A 20,779-nucleotide genomic window follows, 5' to 3' on the forward strand; every position below is an offset into this window, starting at 1 on the left:
TGATTATACCTTTCGTTTCTGATAAGCTAGAAAGGAACAAAAATTGGTATTATTTTATTTTTGATATAGATAAAGGAGGCTATCCATCGATGCAATCAACGAAAGAAAAGTCCTTAGCCATTAATGTGGATCAGTTAAATGAAGACATCAAAGAATTTCCACAGGTTCATCCGATTACACCAGATATGAAAACCACTCATAAAGGTGTATCCCGGCTTGTCATGCTTGATCGTTACGCATTTAAGGACACAGAGAAAAAGACACTAAAAACAGGAGACTTTGTGGTTTTAACGATTAAAGAGGACCCTAAATTCCCTGCAAGAGGTACTGGCTTTATTCTAGAGATTGACAATCTTAAACGAAAAGCTCGCATTCAAGTTGAAGAAAGCTTTGTCCATGTTTTAGAGACAGAAGAAGAAAGAGAAACTGGTATTATTGAACGTTCGCTAAGTGTTATGGATAAACCATTAGAGGTCTATTATGAGCAAATCGCGAAACGTAATGCTACAGGTTTATCATCGGTTGAGGAAACAGAAGAAAAACAAAATCAATGGTTCGAACAGTTTTATCAAGAACTATCTCAATTAAATTTTATTCCGGCAGGCCGTGTACTATATGGAGCAGGCTCTAACACAGATGTAACATACTTTAATTGTTATGTGATGCCATTTGTGCGAGATTCTCGTGAAGGCATCAGTGATCACCGTAAACAAGTGATGGAAATTATGTCGCGTGGTGGCGGTGTTGGTACAAATGGTTCAACACTAAGACCTCGTAATGCACTAGCTAGAGGAGTAAATGGTAAATCGTCAGGATCTGTTTCCTGGTTAGATGACATCGCTAAATTGACACATTTGGTGGAACAAGGCGGGTCAAGACGTGGTAAATAGGTTTGAGTGCCTCGTCTATAAATAAACCTCGTGAATTGCTGGGAACTCTTTAACTTGTTGGCTACAACGCAACTGGAAACAGTAAACGTGAATGCTCAAAAACAACAAGTTGAAAAAGACAATCAGCAGCCAAGCTCCTGTGAAATGGAGAAGGTTCAACGACCAGCGAAACCACACGTTATTCGTGGAAGGTAGTAGAGTAGGAAGCAAGTGCTTTCGAAGCGCGAGGGTATCTATTATTTAGATACAAGATATGGTCTGAACTCTAGGGTGACCTAGAGAGTTGATGTAACGAATCAACGTAACGTTTTTTAGGCTCAAATGATCATGTTAAACGATTGGCATCCTGATGTGATTGAATTTATCATCTCTAAGATGCAAAACCCAAGAATTTTACGATATTTAATGGAAAATACCGAAGATGAAACCATCAAGCAATTAGCAAGCGACAAGTTAAATTTCACACCACTTTCGAATGATGAAGTACAACTTTATCAAGGTGTTGTGAATTTTAAAAATATGCCTGGTCAAGGTGGTTTCACAGATGCCAACATTGAAAAAGCTGAAGCTGAATTAAGAGATGGCGGCTCCTATTCTGTTCATAACTCTGAATTTTTAACAGGTGCTAATATCTCTGTCTGTATTACAGACGAATTCATGGAAGCTGTAGAAAACGATCAGGAATATGATCTTCGTTTTCCAGATGTAGAAAATTATACGGAAGAAGAAATGGATTACTACAATAAACATTGGCATGAATTTGGTGATGTTCGTGAATGGGAAAAGCTCGGATTTGGTGTGAAAGTGTACAAGCGTATCAAAGCAAAAGAACTGTGGGATTTAATTAACGTTTGTGCGACCTATTCTGCTGAACCTGGCATTTTCTTTATCGATAACGCCAACAATAAAACAAATGCAACAGCTTATGGACAAAAAGTAGTAGCAACCAATCCATGTGGAGAACAACCACTCGCACCATTTTCTGTATGTAATTTAGCAGCTGTGAATTTAGCGAATGTGGCAGATAAAGATAGTAAAACTCCTGATTTCGAAAAATTAAAACAAACCGTTGAAATCGGTGTACGTATGCAGGATAACGTAATTGATTCAACACCTTACTTCTTAGAAGAAAATCGAGTACAAGCTTTAGGTGAACGTCGTATCGGTTTAGGCGTGATGGGACTTCACGATTTACTAATCTATTGTGAAACAGAATATGGCTCTACGCAAGGTAACGAGTTAGTCGATCAACTTTTTGAAGTGATTGCTACAACTGCTTATCGCACATCAATCGAATTGGCAAAAGAAAAAGGAAGTTTTCCATTCCTAATCGGAGAAACGGAAGAAGAAACACAAAGCTTACGCCAAAACTTCATATCTACCGGCTATATGCAATCAATGCCAGAAGATATTCGAGAAGGTGTGTTGAAATATGGTATTCGAAACTCTCACCTATTAACCGTTGCCCCAACAGGCTCAACAGGTACAATGGTGGGTGTGTCAACAGGACTTGAACCATACTTCTCCTTTACTTACTATAGAAGTGGACGTTTAGGTAAATTTATCGAAGTAAAAGCAGATATTGTTCAAGAATATCTGGATCGTAATCCTGATCAGGACCCTGACCATTTACCAGAATGGTTTGTAACGGCAATGAGTCTATCACCAGAAGCACACGCTGATACGCAATGCGTGATTCAACGTTGGGTAGACAGTTCGATTTCCAAAACAGTAAATGCACCAAAAGGCTATAAAGTTGATCAAGTAGAACAAGTATACCGTCGTCTCTATCGTGGAGGTGCTAAAGGTGGTACGGTTTATGTCGACGGAAGCCGTGACTCCCAAGTTTTAACACTCAAAGCAGAGGAAAACAACCGTTCTGAACAAACGGAATTGTTTGAAGAAGAAGAAAAGAAAGTGGTTATCGTCGATACAGTCAATGAGCTTGATAAGACAGATATGTCGATCGGTTCTGAAGTTGGCGATACCTGTCCAGTTTGTCGCCAAGGAAGCATCGAAGACATTGGCGGCTGTAACACATGTACCAACTGTGGTGCACAATTGAAATGCGGTCTATAATCAAAATCCCCCTCGCTAAATTTTGAAGCGAGGGGGGATTTTTGTTAGTGTCCAATAAACCGTGCATAGTGTCCAGCAAAGTATTAAAAGTGTCCAATAACCGTCTAAAAGTGGCCAGTAATACATCAAAAGTGGCCAATAAAATGATTTACATGTCCATGATAGACGTTTTAGCTAAATGAACCGGATTATCATGTGTCTGATATGGTACTAATCGCACGTTGAATTGGAAATTGTCGGTTTTTAGATTATATTTCTCTAATACGTCTGGTCCACAACTTGCTGAGCCTAAGCCATGTTGTTGATAATTTATGTTTAAAGTAATCTCATCCTGTTTCACTAAATCATACGTATGTCTTGCTTGATCAAGATTTTCGAGTGGATATCGATGTGCACTGTAATCAAATTTTGGTTGACCAATCGCCAATAAGCCATAGGAATTACTAGAAATCGACATCCAGTTAACTTCATGTCGATTACCATTTTCTTGCGGTACCGCATAGTTCGTAAATAAATCATCTACATTACTTGTCCATATACCGAATCGATTAGCTTGTTTGCTATCTACATATGCTTCACCTGGTCCTCTTCCATACCATTTCACCTGATCCATAACACCAGGTATTTTCATTTGCAACCCGATACGAGGCAATGTTTCTGGAATATCGCCTAAAAAAGCACCATCCACTGACACTGTAATATCTCCGCTTGCGAATATTTCATAGGTATATACAACTGATAATGACCATGCCAATTTTGGTGGTGCGATACGTACTGTTGCTTTAACAACAACCTTCTTCTGATCCGATTGGATATCATATGTGAAATCATCTAATCGATGTTGCAACCAATGTACTCCATATTGTTCCCAGTATTTTTTATTACTAACAGGCTTCCATTGATTGGTTTCATAGATATCGTTATCAATTAGTGCTCTCCAGAAGTTCAATTTAGGTGCTTCGTTGATCATAGCTGAACCTTCCATCAACCATTTATCTAGTAACCCATTTATTTTGTTAAATGTTGCAGTAAAGTTATTACCTTTCACTGTAATGAAAGTTTGTTCTTCCTTTACTTGCAACTGTCCTTTTTGTACTCGTTCAATTGGCTTTCCTACAGAATTTACTGGCACCTCGAACTGGGACCATGCTACTTCATATCCTGTTTCAGCCCAATTGGTATCTCCTGCTAATACTGCTTTCACATTGAGATAATAGTCGGTCTTAAAATCTGCCTTCTCAGGTAATGAAAAAGGTATATTTACTTCTTCTGTTTCACCAGCTTTAATATCGGCAAGGGCTTGTGTACTGTTTTTTATTACTTTCCCATCTGCCTCAAGTGTCCATACTAAGTTGAGATGATTAAGTGTAATGAAATCATAACGATTGGTAATCTGAAGCTTCTGTGATTGCCAGTTAATCAAATCTATCTTAACAGGCTCCAGAATCTTTTTGTATTCGAGTAATGCAGGAGATGGTGTGTGATTCGACATAACAAGTCCATCCATTACGAAGTTGGAGTCATTGGGTTGATCACCAAAATCGCCACCATATGCAAAATATTCTTTGCCATCATCTGTTGTTTTTCTAATACCGTGGTCCATCCACTCCCATACAAAACCACCTTGAAGGCGAGGATATTGATAAAAGGTCTCCCAGTATTCCTTCAATGCCCCAGGGCTGTTCCCCATCGCATGTGCATATTCACACACAATGTGTGGTGTCTTCAGAAAATCCTTTTTGCCTAGTCGTTCTAATATATCGATGTCGGTATACATGGTTGTGAAAACGTCAGATGAAACGGGATCATTTTGTGGATCTTTATCACTTGTATTCATGATGGTACGGCATTCTCCTTCATAATGGATAAGCCTCGATGGATCCCGATCCTTCGCCCATTGATACATCGCATCATGATTTTTTCCATATCCTGACTCGTTCCCTAATGACCACATAATAATAGAAGGTTGATTCTTATCTCGTTCTACCATCCGAATCATACGATCGAGATAAGCCTCTTGCCATTCCCGATCATCACTGATTAAATGAGGCTGTCCGATATATTCAAAGCCATGACATTCTAAATCTGCTTCATCAATAACGTAAAGTCCGTATTCATTACAGAGTTGATAAAATCGAGAATCATTAGGATAATGCGCCGTTCGTACGGCATTAATATTATGTCGCTTCATCATCTTAATATCTTCGATCATCCAATCTAACGGTACCGCTTTTCCGTGATCAGGATGATGATCGTGACGGTTAACCCCTTTTAGTTTAATCGCTTTACCATTAACTAACATTAAACCTTTTTTTAATTCGACAGATCGAAATCCGATCTTTTCAGGGATGATTTCGACAAGCTCCCCGTCTTTTAACAAAGAAATAAATAACTGATAAAGATATGGATCTTCCGCAGACCACTTATGTGGATTAGAAATCTCCATGTGTGCAAATTCTTCTGAAGCCTTTACTTTTTTTTCATTCACAAGGGAACCATCTGCCGAAAATAATTGATATTGCAGTTGGTAATCCTCTGTTGGGCGATCATTCAAAACGGTTTCTATTTGCAATGAAGCATCCTTATAGTGATCATCTAACACGGTTTGAACAAAAAAGTCTCTGACATGATATTTGGAGCGTGCTAACAAATAGACGTCACGGAAAATACCACTTAGCCACCACATATCCTGGTCTTCGATATAACTAGCATCTGACCACTGATACACTTTAACTGTAACGGTATTCTTTCCAACATTTATGTAGTTAGTAATATCAAATTCAGCAGGGATACGGCTTCCTTGACTATAACCGACTTCCTTTCCATTTATCCAAAGATGAAAGGCACTATCGACTCCTTCAAATCGCAAGAAAATTTGTTCCTGCTCCCATGAGGAATCGATGTCAAATTCTCGTTGAAAAACACCGGTTGGGTTTTCTGTCGGTACGTTAGGCGGATCAATCGGAAACGGATATTGCTTATTCGTATAATGCGGTATGCCATAACCATGCATTTGCCAATTAGAAGGAACTATTAATTGATCCCATTCCTCAATATGCTCAGGCACTTCCTGTGGGGTTTCAAAATAGGCAAATTTCCAAGTACCATTTAATAATTGAAACCGGTCAGAATGAACTCTTTGATGAGTCCTTGCTGTTTCTTTATTTGAAAAAGGGATATAATACGCTCTCGCATCTTCACGATTTCGATGTAGAACAGACAATTGTTCCCAGTCTTTTGTCATGTTGTTCACTCCTGTTCTAGATTTGACTGACAAACTGCTTTGCTCTTTCTGTTAATGCAGCTAAATCTTCTGCTGTATAGGAATCTTGCTTTTTCACTAAAGCACTCCCTAGCCCTGCAGCAACTGCTCCAACTTTAAAATAGTCGGATATATTGTCAATATTGACGCCACCAGTCGGCATCAAAGGAATATGTGGTAACGGACCTTTAATATCCTTTAAATAGTTAGGACCTAAAACGGTTGCAGGGAATACCTTGATAACATCCCCACCATTTTCATAGGCAGTTAATATTTCTGTCGGTGTCATCGCACCTGGGATACTAACAACACCATATCGTTTTGTTAGTTTAATCGTATCGATATCAACTGTCGGTGAAAAAATAAACTGTGAGCCCGCCATGATCGCGGCTCTAGCTGTTTCCGCATCTAATACGGTTCCAGCACCAACAATGATTTCATCTGCAAACTCTTCTCTAACTTGTGTAATTGCTTGTAATACATTCGGTGTGTCCACTGTTATTTCTAACGTTTTGATACCACCTTGATAAAGAGCTCTTGCTACATCCAACACATGATGAGATGGCACACCACGAATAATTGCAACTAGTTTATTTTCATAAATCTTTTGTAAGGTTTCCATAGTTGGTTCCTCCTCTACCTGTTTACATCTTCTTTATCGTCTTGAAGAAAACGGTCAATCTCTTCTTTATCTGGTAACCCTTCAACATCTCCGTTTACCATCGTCACGATAGCACCGATCGCATTTCCACGCGCAATTGCCTCTTCTAGTGGTAATTCTTCCAATAAGCCTGAAATAACACCGGCTGCAAAGCCATCTCCAGCTCCAATCGGATCGATAACCTGATCAACTCTGAAGCTAGCTACAAATCCATTTTCATTCTCTGTATAATAATGTGAACCTTTACTTCCTTCTTTTAAAATAACAACGGAGGAACCATTTGCTTTAAAAAGCTGCGCATATTCAGCAATTGTTTTTTCACCGAAGAAGAATTTTGCTTCACTAACCCCTGGCAAAACGATATCTGCTTCTGAAGCAATTTCTAACAGAACATCTCTCGCCTTTTGCTTCGAAGTCCAAAGTTTCTCACGAATATTAGGATCAAAAATAATAGTGACCCCATGTTTTTTTGCTATCTCGATAGCATGCATAATCGTTTGATAACACGTTTCACTTAAAGCAGGTGTAATCCCGGTAAGATGCAGGTACTTTGCGCTTGCAATATATTGTTCATCAATATGTTCTGGTTCTAATTTGCTTGCTGCTGATCCCGCACGATAATAATAAACCCTGACATCATCTGCTTTTCGTAATTCTTTAAAATAAAGACCGGTTGATGCCTTTTCATCACGAGTAACCTGTGAAACGTCAACACCCTCGCCCCTTATAAATGAGACAAGTGCTTGACCTAACTCATCATCTCCAACTCGACTAATCCAGCCTGTCTGATAACCTAAACGTTGCAAACCAATCGCCACATTTGTTTCGGCACCAGCAATTTTTCTGGAAAAAGTTGTTGCATATCTCATTTTTCCAGATGTATCCGGCGTGAATAATGCCATACTTTCCCCTATTGTTACGACATCCATTGAAATCCCTCCTACCATTCTGCAACCGTTCCATCCTTATGACGCCATACCGGGTTTCGCCAACGATGACCTTCTTTCGCCATTTCGATCACTTTTTCTTCATTGATATTGATGCCTAATCCAGGTCCTTGTGGAATTTTGACATGGCCATCCTGATAATCAAATACGGATTTATCGGTAATATAATCTAGCAAATCGTTTCCTTTATTATAATGAATACCCAAGCTCTGCTCTTGAATAAAAGCATTATGTGCCGTTGCATCAACTTGTAGACATGCCGCTAAAGCAATCGGACCTAATGGACAATGTGGGGCAACAGCAATGTCATATGCTTCTGCCATTGAGGCAATTTTCTTCACTTCGGTAATCCCGCCTGCATGTGATAAATCTGGTTGAATAATATCGGCATAACCCGCTTCAAATAAAGGCTTAAAGTCCCAACGAGAATACATACGTTCACCAGTAGCAATCGGAATACTTGTATGTTTGGTTATTTCAGCAAGAGCTTCATTATTTTCTGGCAACACAGGTTCTTCAATAAACATCGGACGAAATGGCTCTAACTCTTTTACCAGAATCTTTGCCATCGGTTTATGAACTCTTCCATGAAAGTCGATACCAATTCCGACATAATCCCCAACTGCTTCACGAACAGAAGCAATTCGTTCTACCACTCGATCAATTTTTTCATAGGAATCAACATATTGCATTTCTTCTGTTCCATTCATTTTCACTGCTGTAAACCCTGCATCCACTACCTGTTTCGCAGCACTTCCGACATCACTCGGGCGATCGCCACCAATCCATGAATAGACCCGAATCGATTCACGACAAGCACCACCTAAAAGTTGATAAACAGGTGCGTTAAAGTATTTTCCTTTAATGTCCCATAGTGCTTGATCAAGACCAGCGATTGCACTCATTAGGATCGGACCTCCACGATAAAAGCCAGCACGATACATGACATTCCAGTGATCTTCAATTTTAAGTGGATCTTTACCGATTAGATAATCAGCTAATTCAAGCACTGCAGCCTCGACAGTAGCGGCACGTCCTTCGACAACGGGTTCTCCCCAACCTGTGATTCCCTCATCTGTTTCCACTTTTACAAAACACCATCTTGGTGAGACTATAAATGTATTAATTTTTGTAATCTTCATAACTTCCATCCCTTCTATTGTTTGATATGTCCTAATTTATTAGATATATACTTACTCTGTTTTAAAATTTCACTCGCTAATTCCCCGTTAACTCTATTCTTCGTCACTCTCTCAACTGGACCAGCAATACTAATAGCAGCTACTACCTTGCCTTCATGATCAAAGACCGGTGCCGCAATACAACGAATGCCATTTTCATGTTCTTCTTCATCGATGGCATAGCCTTGTTGTTTAATCGTTCTTAGTTCTTGTTTTAATGCTTCCTTCGTGGTAATCGTGTTATTAGTAAAAACAGGCAATCCTTTTTCCTCTACTAATTCATCGATTTCTGCTTCGGAAAAATCGGACAATATTGCTTTTCCTACCCCCGTACAATGCATGTAGGCACGGCGACCAATTTGCGAATACATGCGAAGTGTTTGATTACTTTCTACCTTATCGATGTAAACGACTTCATTTTTATCATGAATACAAAGGTGGACCACTTCTTCAGAACGTTTTGCTAATGCCTGTAATGCGTCTTTTGCTAAGGTACGTATATCCATATGATTCAATAACGAACTTGCTAAAACAAGACACTGTGTCCCTAGTTGATAGTGTCCATTCTCTGAATTTTGGTGGACATAACCTCTACTGACTAGTGTTTGTAACAAGCGATGAATCGTGCTTTTGGCAAGGTTCATTTGTGCCGTTATTTCGGATATACGAAGTCCTTCTGGATATTCTGCTAATAATTCGAGAATAGATAATGTGCGTTCAACAGATTGTACTTGTGACATAATAATTCTCCCTGTACGTTCCATAATACGGAACAATATTCTTCATCTTGGAACACTTATAGTTTACCTAATCCCTCCCTCTCTCGTCAAGTATCGATCAGCAAATAGCAAACTCTATAAACCTTGAGACACATAAGTAGGATGATGCGATATAACTTAGGTAGTAATTTTGAAAGGTTTTATGTTTGTGATAACCGCTTCGGCTTGCCCACTTCCCTTTCCATGGGGTTTTCCCTTCAGCTAACTTTTTCAAGCGAAAACCACTCGAAAAAGTCGATCTTCAGGGAAAATGATCCCATAGGAGTGGAAGTGGCCGCCTACGCTTAGTGGAACTCTACAACTGTTGCAAATGCTAGTATTTTTGATTGTTACAAATATAAGCTTATATTGCTAATAATGATAAGTAATTCTTGAACCCATTTATGATCGATATGTAATAAAGCCAACATTTTTATTATGACTTTAGTTGTAAAGCATTAACAAACGTAGGCGGCCTTTTTCACTCGAGGCCACTGAAAAACATATTATGGAAATTATTTTCCCCACTTTAACCCCCGAAACACTATTGAAAATGCATATTATTCCCCACTTTCATATGATATTTAGTATGAATTTTGGGATTGTATTTTTATTGATTAAAAAGGAAGGGGGTTTTTCAGTGGCCTCTTTTCACTCCTGCGGGACGTTTTTACCCTAAGATCCACTTTTTAAGCGCACTTTGCTTAAAAAGTTAGCTTAGGGTAAAAACCCGCGGAAAGGAAAACGGGCAAGCCGGAGCGGTTACAAAGTATAAATAAACTCTCAAAATTACCTCCTAAGTTATGTCGCGTAATCCTGTTTTTGTTCAGTCGTGATATAACTTTACGATAATCATTTTATTTTTTTATATACAAAACGAGCACTACTCTTATTTGAGCATGCTCGTTTTGACGGTTATTTTTTCAATATCGTTACACCGAAGCGTTCTATTGTGATTTTTCCAGCTTCCTGCTTATTTGTTAATATATTTTGATACGATTGATCCAAATTAAGTTCTTTAGCCTGACTAGAGAAGTTCATCAGGAAAACAAACTCATTTTTGCCATCGGTTCGAACTTGTGCACTAACACCTTCTGGAAGCGGACCGTTCAATGCTCGCTTCAATTGCAAGTCATTCGCTAATGTAACAAAAAAGTCTTGATGAAAGGCATGATCATTTCTTGAAGCTATATAATATGCCTTGCCCTCACCTAATTGATTAACTGTTAAAGCGGGACGTCCTGCATAAAAGTCATTACCGTAATAGGCCAATGCTTCTGCACCTTCAAGATGGATCAAGTCACATAATTCCCTTGCTTCGTACTGTCCGTTAATTCCTAATTGATTGTTCCCGACAGTTTCTATTTGATTTGTTTCTCCATCATATAAACCGTCAATTTCTTCAGACCAGATGCCTAACGTTTTACGCAATGGTCCAGGAAAACCGTCGATAAAGCATAAATCATGATCATCAACAATACCAGACCAATAGGTAGTAACAAAAGTTCCACCGTTTTCGACAAATTGCTGAATGCGCTCGCCAACACCAGGTTTCACCATATATAACATTGGTGCTACAACAAGCTTATATTTAGAGAGGTCCTTTTCTGAATCAATCACATCTACTGCAATCCCTTGTTCCCAAAATGCTTGGTAATGTTCAACTACAGTACGTTCATAGTAAACACCACTATTCCGTGGTCCCTGAGCGTCTTTTACCGCCCAGCGATTTTCGGTATCAAAAATAACCGCTACTTCTGCGTTCACAGTAGTTCCCACTACTTCATCCAGGTTAGATAAATCTTCACCTAAATTCTTCACATCTTGGAAAACACGGGTATGTTCATGTCCGACATGATCAACTACCGCACCATGAAACTTCTCACTCGATCCACGACTTTTTCGCCATTGAAAATATTGAACCGAATCTGAACCATGGGCCACTGCTTGAAGCGAAGATAAAGCGTGCATACCAGGCTTTTTCAACTTACTAATCGGTTGCCAGTTCGTTAAACTTGGTGTACTTTCCATTAACAAGAAAGGCTGGCCATCTTTTAAAGAACGGAACCAATCGTGATTCATCGCTGTATAAGCCGCAAGAAAATTTTCATCCTGTGTATCGTGCCATGTTGGATAGGAGTCCCAAGAGATGATATCAATATCATCTGCCATTTTGGAATAATCTAATGCTTCGAATAACTCCATAAAGTTAGCTGTTGCGGGCATTTCTGGCTTAACCGCTTTTAAAGGTTTCACTTCTTGACGATAAAAATCTAATGTTTGCGCCGTAACAAAACGTTTCCAATCTAGATTTTGTCCATGGACCATCGTCTCACCATGTGGTGCAGGTGACTCTACCTGAGACCAACTTGAGTACGTATGACTCCAGAACGTTGTCCACCAAGCATCATTTAAAGCATCTAATGTTTTATATTTGTCTTTCAACCAGTTACGAAATGCATCTTGACAATAATCACAATGACATTCGCCACCATATTCATTCGAGATATGCCAGCCAATTACTGCTGGATGATCTGCATACCGTTCCGCTAGTTTGCTATTGATTATTTTCGTTTTTTCTCGATAGACTGGTGACGTATAACAGTGATTATGACGCATACCGTGCAGATTTCGTACACGATTTGCACCTATACGTAAAACTTCGGGGTACTTTTCCGACATCCATGCAGGTCTAGCACCAGTTGGTGTTGCTAGAAAAGCATAGATACCATTCTCATGAAAAGTATCGAGTAACTTATCCATCCACTCAAAGGTAAACTTGCCTTCTTCTGGTTCTAGTTTTGCCCATGAGAAAATCCCGACAGACATTACATTACAATTTGCTAGTTTCATTAATCGAATATCTTCTTTTAATACCTCCGGATACTTCACCCATTGCTCGGGGTTATAGTCCGCTCCATGCAGCATTTTTGGTATTTTTTCACTTACTGGATTGAATTTCATATTATCACCTAACTCTTTCCTGTTGTTTTAGTCTATAAATGCATTAAGCCCTTTTAATTTATTGCCTTCATAGTCAAAAAGGGTTAAATGAGACCAATTATTTTCATGACCTACTGACCACTCCTGTTTAGAAGGAATCCAGCAGGGCTCCCAATAATAGATGCCTGTTCCTAGGTTGTGTGGGGTTTGTTTGACAGTTTCTATCAGTTTTTCTAAATAAGCTTTCTGTCCATCCACTGAAGCAGGAAACCCTGGTACGAGATGTTCACGGAAATCTGGTGCATCGTCCACTACTGGAATCTCATCCGGTACAATCCATGGATATGCGACTTCGACTACCATGATCTCTTTATGGTAACGGTTAGCTGTATCCGCTAAATTGGCTTCAAAATCTTCATAGGGTCCATGCCACCAAGGATAATAGGATAAACCGATCACATCGTATTCGAGTTCATAATCCTTGATTTGATCATAAAATTTGCGAGTCCCTGCATTATCTCCGCCGCGATCAATATGAATCATTGTTTTAACCGTATTCTCTTCTCTAGTGACAGCCTTTACTCCATCAAGACCCGCTTTAATAAGCGGTAGAATACCGTCCCAGTTTTCAACCTTCTCGCTATTTTCTTCTTTATATATTTTACCTTCTTCCCATAACATGCCGTTTGTAATCTCGTTACCGATTTGCACCATGTCAGGTAGTATATCTTCTTTATCAAATGCTTCAATGACTTCTTTTGTATACGTATAGACAGCCTTTACTAACTCATCGTAGCTTAATGATTGCCATGCTTTAGGCTTCGTTTGTTTACCAGGATCTGCCCAATAATCGGAATAATGAAAATTTAGCAAAAAATCCATATCGTATTCCTTTATTCTTTTTGCCATTTTCAACGTTCTTTCTAGATTAGTATATCCCCCAGTGGGTGTATGCCATAAGCGAAGTCGAACAGCATTAACTCCTGCCCGATGCAATATATCGATTACATCGGCAGGCTTTCCATTCTCATAATAAACGCCGCCCTCTGTTTCCACTTCATCAACAAATGACAAATCGACACCCTTAATAAATTTTTCTTGTGTCATAATTAACTTCCTCCATGCAAATAATTATCCTTTTGTACCACCTGCAGTTAAACCTGATATTAAAAATCGTTGTAAAAACAAGTAAATAATTGCTACTGGTATGGCTATTAAAATAGCACCAGCTGCAAATCTGGTAAAATTATTCGAAAATTGATCATTAATAAAGTTAAACAAGCCTAGAGCGATCGTGAAATTTTCAGGACTCCTTAAAATGATCGAAGGTAGAATAAAATCAAATAACGGTGTCATAAAATTAAAGAGCGCTACTACCGCTAAAATCGGTTTAGCTAAAGGCATTATAATTTTAATAAATACTGTAAAGTGTCCAGCACCATCAATTCTTGCAGCTTCATCTAATCCTCTTGGAATCGTATCTAAGTACCCTTTTACTAACCAGGCATTAAATGGAATCTGACTACCAATATAAATCAGAATTAAACCCGTTAATGAATCAAGCAGACCAATTAAATGCAGGAAGATATACAATGCTACCATCGCCATCATAACAGGGAACATTTGTAGAATAAGAAACGTATATAATCCAGATTTTCGCCCAACAAAGTTATATCTGGAAAAAGAATATGCTACAAAAGACGTCATGATAACAGATAGCACAGCTGTACTACCGGACACAATCATACTGTTTTTATACCATAGTAAATAATTACTATTAGGGTCTGTAAATAACCACTTATAATGTTCGAAGGACCAATTTTCCGGGATAATGGTTGCCGAGTATAAACTATTTCCAGGGTTTAACGACATTCCTAATGCCCAAATAATCGGATATATAATGATTACGGACATAAACGCAAAGATTGCATAGATGCCCAATAATTCTAAATTGGATTTTAACTTTGGACTCATTATATATTACCCTCCTCTTTAAATGATTTAGTTCGTCTAAATTGGAAAATGGCAAATATCGAAACCATTAAACCAATGATTAATGAAATAGCTGCAGCCATACTGTAATCGTTTGTTTCAAATGTTAGCTTATATACCCAAGATATCAAGATGTCAGTACCTCCGGCATTTTGCCCTTGCACAGCTGGTCCACCTTCATTAAACAAATAAATAATATTAAAATTATTAAAGTTTGTCGTATATTGAATAATTAATAATGGAGCAGTCGCAAATAAAACGTGTGGCAACGTAATGTTGCGGAATTTTTGCCATCTTGTAGCCCCATCCACTTCTGCTGCTTCATACCACTCAGAGGATATACTTTGAAGAACCCCTGAAAATAAGGCAAATACAAATGGATAACCTAACCATGTCTGAATCATAATTAAGACTATTTTTGTGTAAAAAGGATCTGTCAGCCACGGCAGTCCATCCCCACCTATCAATGGAATAATAATATCTCGATTGATTGCACCAAATTCGTCATTAAACATCGCTGCAAAAATGAGAATGGAGACAAACGCCGGTACTGCCCACGGTAAAATGAGAATTGTTCGAATTGTTTTCTTAAATTTTACACGTTTATCATTTACAAGAACAGCAAGGATTAATCCAACGACAATCTGAAACGAAGTAGCTACAATTGTCCAAACAATCGTCCAAACAAAAACACTTGCAAATGTATTCTGCCAAATGGGCACTGTAGCTAAATCCATAAAGTTGCCAAAGCCAATCCACTCCACTAAATTACGTGGTGGTGAATTATACAAATCATAATTTGTAAAAGCTAAAGCAATCGCAAATAGCAACGGAAATACAACTGTAAAGATTAATAGTACTAATCCCGGAGCAGTCATAATATATGGGAATGCTTTATCATAGAGATTTTGGAGCGATTGTTTAATACCTGGAACAACCCATCCATCATTAATTTTTTGTGCTTGCTTTTTAGCATCGATCACATTAAACACATAAAAAACAGCTGCCAGTGCTATTAAAAGCAAGGAGACAATTCCATATACAAGCAAATAAATAGAGTGATCGACACCAGGAATGGTACCTAACGTAGTAATTCCCCACAGACCTAACCAAAGAAAATCAAAAGTCGCTAAGATAAAGGCAATTTCCAAAATTATAAAAGAAATTCCCTTCATATAGCGCTTGTTATATACTTGTCCTAATCCGGCTAATAAAATGGATAGTACCATTGCAACATTCGGATTTAATTTTTTCTGATTCTTTGGTAGATGTCCATTATTTTCTTCATTTTGAGCCATCTATTCCACCTCTTTCATATACATAAATGGTCGAGTGGAAAAGAAACATCTTTTCCACTCTTCCGTCTTATTCTGAAGTACCCATCGTACCAATTTTATCTTTAATAGATTGAACAGTATCTTTAACAGCACTTTCTACATCTGAACCATTGTTAATCAATTCAATCGCAATATCCATGTCCCAAATTGGTGACATTTCAGGGACATTTGGCATTAAAGTACCATGTGGAACTTGTTCGGTATAACCTGCATAGATTGGATCTTCCACTGCATCTAAGATTTCAGGTCTTGGTGGTAATTCACCCGTAACTTCATAGTACAATTGAGAGTTTTCATCATTCGTCATAAATTTAGCAAGATCTGTTGCCCATTTCTGATTCTCACTATAATAAGATACTAACCAAGATTTCACACCTACAAAAGATGGTGCCACTTCACCGTTCATTTTTGGTAGTGGTGCAGTAGCTAGATCATCACCAAGAGCTTCTTTGTAAATTGGCATATTCCAAGGACCACTAACTACCATTCCTACTTTTCCTTCTTTAAACAATCCATCTAAAACGTCAACTGTTAACGTTTTAGGTAGCAAACCTTCATCAATAAATTCTTTATATTTCTGTAGACCTTCGATAGATCCTTCATTATCTAATCCGATATCTGTAGGGTCATATACTCCGCCTTCTTCACCAAATACATAACCACCATATGCGTTCATAAAGGAATATAAATAGTAGAATTCAGGTGAAATTAAAAATCCATATTCATCATTGCTTGGATTTGTCAAGTCTTGTGACATAGCTAGCACATCATCAATTGTTTCTGGAGCAGTGTCAATTAAACTCTTATTATAAAAAGCAAAATATGTTTCAATTGCTACTGGAGCACCGTAGTTTTCGCCTTCATACAAGAACGCGTCCATTGCCACATCTGTAAAAGCGCCCGCTTCCTCATCCGTGTACTCAATTGGCATTGCTAAACCTTGTGCCACAATGTCCCCTAGACTATCTTGTGGTTGGAAAAATAAATCTGGACCGTCACCAGTTGGACCAGCTAAAGATAATTCTTGAACTTGATCTGGAATAGCTACCCGTTCATATTTAATTTCAATACCTGTTTCTTCTGTATATTTATCAAACATTTGGGTTGATACTTCTTCTGCAATATCTTCATCATTAATCCATACTACTAGTTCTTCTGGCTTATCTTCCTCTGTACTTTGACTTTCTTCATTATTCTCTTCGCTACTACTTTCATTTTCTGTAGCTTCTTCTGCTCCCTCACGTTCTGGTGCACATGCTGCAAGTAAGAGAACAAATGATACCATTAATAATAAACCCCATAAAGTTTTGTTTTTAATCAACTTCATGACCTCCTTAATAAATTAAATTAATTATCTTTACAAGTTTTATTATAAAGCGATTTCAACTTGATAGATATATCAAATTATTCTAGCCTACTTTCAAAAAACGAAACAAAGCCTGCATCATTTATTGATGCAGGCTTCGATAAGTACTCGGTGTGACCCCTTCACGTTTTTTAAATGTTGTGACGAAATGACTTACTCCGTTAAACCCAACTTGTTTTGCAATTTCTTTTAAAGATAAATCTGGTATAGTGATTAAGATTCTTTTCGCTTCCCGAATTCTTAATTGAACTAAAAAAGAATAGGGACTTATACCGAATGTATCATGAAACATCGTATTTAAATGTTGAGAACTCACTTGTGCTTTCTCAGACATTTCTAGTAATCCAATATCTTGAGAATACACTTGTTCTAACCATTCTACTATCGCTTTGATTTTCTCAAAGGATTGAAGGACTGACAGTTTATTGTTCATTTGGCCATACTTTTTTAAATGCATTAGAAATTGATATAAATCGGCAGAAATTTCATGGGATAAATGATGTGGGTCCTGATAATTTTCTAATTTTACTATCATTTTTTCCATATGGTTTTCAAACGAAATATTATCGGTTTCTTCATAAAATGCAGAATAATTCATATCTAACGCATTAAGTATTGGTTCTATCGCTGCTCCAGTAAAGGTAATGTAATATGTTTCCCAATGGACTGTTGCATTATGATCGGAATAATATTTATGCGGGGTATACGGTGTTAATAAAATACCTTTGCCTTCAGGTAAAGAAAATGCTTGATTGGCTAATTCTATGACACCTTCGCCTTTAACTGTTTGTAACCAATGGTAATATGGATAACCTTCTTGGCGATCAAAATCCAATTCATATGGATTATAACCGATACTTTCGATGTACACGGGCAAGGGGTTTTCAGAAACAGAAAAAGTAAATCGTTTTTTCTCAGCCACTTTATCACTACTTTCATAGTAAATAGTTATATTTATCTATATTATAAATGATATTCTCTTAATCGCAAAACAGTATATTTCTACTAAACAGTAAACCGAGCAAATCCAAATTCACCCTATCACTGCATAGGTATAAGAAGTATTATGCGGCATAACTTTTGCTGTGAAATAATCTTTGAAAGCTGATAACTGCGTAACAATCACTCCGGCTTGCCCACTTCGCTGAATATAACTCTACAACGATTGCACATGCTAACATTTTGGATCAATGACAATTAATCCATCAGCTAAACTTTTTACCTTTTATTCATAATATGTGGACGATATGGATTAAAAGCCTAACATGTTTATTCGTACTTAAGTTGTAAAGCATCAAAAAGCGCAGGCGTCCGTTTCCACTCCTGCGGGATGTTTTTATCCGAAGATCCACTTTTCAAGCGAACTTTGCTTAAAAAGTTAGCTGAGGAGAAAAACCCGCGGAAAGGGAAACGGACAAGCCGTAGCGGTTACTAAGCACACACATCATGTCAGAATTTTCATCAGGTCATGTCGCATTGTCCTTCTTACGTGCAGGAATTGATGGTGATTTATAATTAATGCGTATTATTAAAAACTACTATCTCAATAGATAGTAGTTTAGTCTATAGCTGGTTCGAATAGTTCACTTAGGATTAATGCTACTGCGCCAAGGGAGGATCCATGGTCTCCTAACTTTGATACATAGACAGGTGTCTGTTGGGCTTGCTCTGAAATAGCCCTGGTTTGAATAGTGTCTCTAATTGGTTCGAGGATGAACTTACCAGCCTTAGAAACACCTCCTCCAAGAATAATGGTACTTGGATTACACACATGAATTAAATTTGTTAAAGCAATACCCAAGTATGTTCCTGCCTCTTCTAAAATATCAATTGATAGTTTATCCCCTTCTATGGCTGCGTGATGCACCTTTTCTGCTGTTAAATCTCCATTATTATTATATTCAGATAGAATAGTAGAATTCCCTTGCTCAATCATCTTCACCATTTTTTGTGCAATAGCTGGACCTGAAGCAACTGTCTGAAGGCAACCATCATTCCCACATGTACATGTTTCGCCATGTATATCGATCGTCATATGACCAATTTCACCAGCTATGCCGTGTTCCCCGCTATATAACTTTCCATCTATCACTAATCCCGCACCAATCCCTCTTCCTACATTGATCGCAATCATACTAGTATTCGCTGTTTGATTTTGAAACCACGCTTCTCCTAGTGCTAATGCTTTTGCATCGTTCTCTACTTTTACATCCATGTCAAAAGTGGATTCTAGTTCGGATTTAATATCCATATTACGTAATTTTAGGTTTGGTGCAAAAATGGCTATACCCTGTTCAGAATCAACTACACCATGCATAGCGACACCAATACCTATAAACTTTAAAGATTTATTTTGTGAAATTAAATGCTTTACTCCTGTTACGAGCATTTGCAAAAAATCATCCTCTTCAATTCCTACACTTACCGTTTTTTCAATTTTGTCCACTATTTTACCTGAAAGATCTGAAATAATAAATTGTACATCACTAGGGCCTGCATCTATACCAATAATATGAAAACCAGATGTATTTAACACTAACATTGTAGGTTTTCTTCCACCTTGTGAAATACCTAACTGACTTTCTTTGATAAGGTCTTGTTCTAATAACTCCTTGACAATTGTTCCTACTGTTGGTGGTGTAAGTTGTGTTTCTTTAGCAATTTGCGCTCGAGAAATGGATCCTGTTGAGCGTATTTTATTTAATATAATTGATTTATTTAATGACTTCATCCATTGAAAACTACCACGTTGCATGTTTCCCCCAACTTTCTTAATATACTTTAATAAGTATACCATAATATTCAATTGCACTAAAAGACTTCCCCCAGATGAAGTAGTGATATAGATGTATATAAGAATGATTATGTGACACTATTTTAGTGGTAATTATGAGATATTATATGTGCTTTGCAATCGCTCCGGCTTTTCCGCTTCCCTTTCCGCGGGTTTTTTCCTCAGCTAACTTTTTAAGCAAAGTGCGCTTAAAAAGTGGATCTTCGGATAAAAACTTCCCGCAGGAGTAGAAGCGGACGCCTGCGCTTTTTAATGCTTTACAATTAAAGTAAGAATAAGAATATTGACTTTATTCAATATGACTATGAATTTGTCCTTGTATTACTTATCATTATTAGAAATATAAGCTTAAATTTGTAACAATCCATAATATTAGGCATTTGCATTTTTGCAGAGCATCATTGAGCGTAGGCGGCCACTCCAACTCCTATGGGACTCGTTTTTCCTGAAGATCCACTTTTCCATGCGGTTTTTGCTTGGAAAAGTTAGAAGGAAAAACCCCATGGAAAGGGGAGTGGCCAAGCCGTAGCGGATACCACACACGTACATCATGTCAAAATTACCACTTC

General features: G+C 37.9%; 13 protein-coding genes and 2 pseudogenes. 3 read left to right on the forward strand and 12 right to left on the reverse strand.

Going from position 1 to position 20,779, the window contains the following annotated elements:
- Window positions 1-89: 89 nt before the first annotated feature.
- From BN3107_RS17110 to BN3107_RS17115, 3 genes and pseudogenes are all read left to right on the forward strand, one after another.
- Window positions 90-884, forward strand: a pseudogene (locus BN3107_RS17110) (ribonucleotide reductase N-terminal alpha domain-containing protein); the annotation flags it as partial.
- 60 nt (window positions 885-944) lie between these two features.
- Window positions 945-1,085, forward strand: coding sequence for a hypothetical protein (locus BN3107_RS19915; protein ID WP_156416125.1), 141 nt, complete (start codon window positions 945-947; stop codon window positions 1,083-1,085).
- A 120-nt stretch (window positions 1,086-1,205) separates the two neighbouring features.
- A pseudogene (locus tag BN3107_RS17115) lies at window positions 1,206-2,969 on the forward strand (vitamin B12-dependent ribonucleotide reductase); the annotation flags it as partial.
- Window positions 2,970-3,117: 148 nt separating this feature from the next.
- On the opposite strand, the gene BN3107_RS17120 reads toward BN3107_RS17115, so the two are convergent.
- From BN3107_RS17120 to BN3107_RS17175, 12 genes are all read right to left on the reverse strand, one after another.
- A complete protein-coding gene (locus BN3107_RS17120; protein WP_058308831.1) occupies window positions 3,118-6,213 on the reverse strand; it encodes a glycoside hydrolase family 2 TIM barrel-domain containing protein in 3,096 nt (1,031 codons plus the stop codon).
- Between the two features lie 16 nt (window positions 6,214-6,229).
- Entirely contained in the window at window positions 6,230-6,853 is a 624-nt protein-coding gene (locus BN3107_RS17125) for a bifunctional 4-hydroxy-2-oxoglutarate aldolase/2-dehydro-3-deoxy-phosphogluconate aldolase (RefSeq protein ID WP_058308832.1), read from the reverse strand.
- 14 nt (window positions 6,854-6,867) lie between these two features.
- Window positions 6,868-7,821 (reverse strand): sugar kinase, encoded by a 954-nt coding sequence (locus BN3107_RS17130; protein ID WP_058308833.1) that lies wholly within the window; start codon window positions 7,819-7,821, stop codon window positions 6,868-6,870.
- 11 nt (window positions 7,822-7,832) lie between these two features.
- Window positions 7,833-8,981, reverse strand: a complete 1,149-nt coding sequence (gene dgoD, locus BN3107_RS17135) for a galactonate dehydratase (protein ID WP_058308834.1) — start codon at window positions 8,979-8,981, stop codon at window positions 7,833-7,835.
- A 14-nt stretch (window positions 8,982-8,995) separates the two neighbouring features.
- The gene (locus tag BN3107_RS17140) at window positions 8,996-9,760 is read right to left on the reverse strand and encodes an IclR family transcriptional regulator (RefSeq protein ID WP_058308835.1); all 765 of its coding nucleotides are present in this window, start codon (window positions 9,758-9,760) and stop codon (window positions 8,996-8,998) included.
- Between the two features lie 933 nt (window positions 9,761-10,693).
- The gene (locus tag BN3107_RS17145) at window positions 10,694-12,742 is read right to left on the reverse strand and encodes a beta-galactosidase (protein WP_058308836.1); all 2,049 of its coding nucleotides are present in this window, start codon (window positions 12,740-12,742) and stop codon (window positions 10,694-10,696) included.
- Window positions 12,743-12,769: 27 nt separating this feature from the next.
- Window positions 12,770-13,828, reverse strand: coding sequence for a glycoside hydrolase family 53 protein (locus tag BN3107_RS17150; protein ID WP_058308837.1), 1,059 nt, complete (start codon window positions 13,826-13,828; stop codon window positions 12,770-12,772).
- 24 nt (window positions 13,829-13,852) lie between these two features.
- On the reverse strand, window positions 13,853-14,695 hold the full coding sequence (locus BN3107_RS17155; RefSeq protein ID WP_058308838.1) for a sugar ABC transporter permease: 843 nt from the start codon (window positions 14,693-14,695) through the stop codon (window positions 13,853-13,855).
- On the reverse strand, window positions 14,695-16,011 hold the full coding sequence (locus BN3107_RS17160; RefSeq protein WP_058308839.1) for a carbohydrate ABC transporter permease: 1,317 nt from the start codon (window positions 16,009-16,011) through the stop codon (window positions 14,695-14,697). Before BN3107_RS17160 ends, BN3107_RS17155 begins: the two co-directional genes overlap by 1 nt.
- A gap of 67 nt (window positions 16,012-16,078) precedes the next feature.
- Window positions 16,079-17,371, reverse strand: coding sequence for a sugar ABC transporter substrate-binding protein (locus tag BN3107_RS17165; RefSeq protein WP_082631351.1), 1,293 nt, complete (start codon window positions 17,369-17,371; stop codon window positions 16,079-16,081).
- Between the two features lie 127 nt (window positions 17,372-17,498).
- Window positions 17,499-18,338, reverse strand: coding sequence for an AraC family transcriptional regulator (locus BN3107_RS17170; RefSeq protein ID WP_058308841.1), 840 nt, complete (start codon window positions 18,336-18,338; stop codon window positions 17,499-17,501).
- A 636-nt stretch (window positions 18,339-18,974) separates the two neighbouring features.
- Window positions 18,975-20,171 carry an ROK family transcriptional regulator gene (locus BN3107_RS17175; protein ID WP_058309283.1) on the reverse strand — a complete coding sequence of 399 codons (1,197 nt, stop codon included), beginning with the start codon at window positions 20,169-20,171 and terminating at the stop codon, window positions 18,975-18,977.
- Window positions 20,172-20,779 lie beyond the last annotated feature (608 nt).

It is taken from the genome of Gracilibacillus massiliensis (assembly GCF_001458115.1).
Taxonomy (GTDB): Bacteria; Bacillota; Bacilli; order Bacillales; family Amphibacillaceae; genus Gracilibacillus; species Gracilibacillus massiliensis.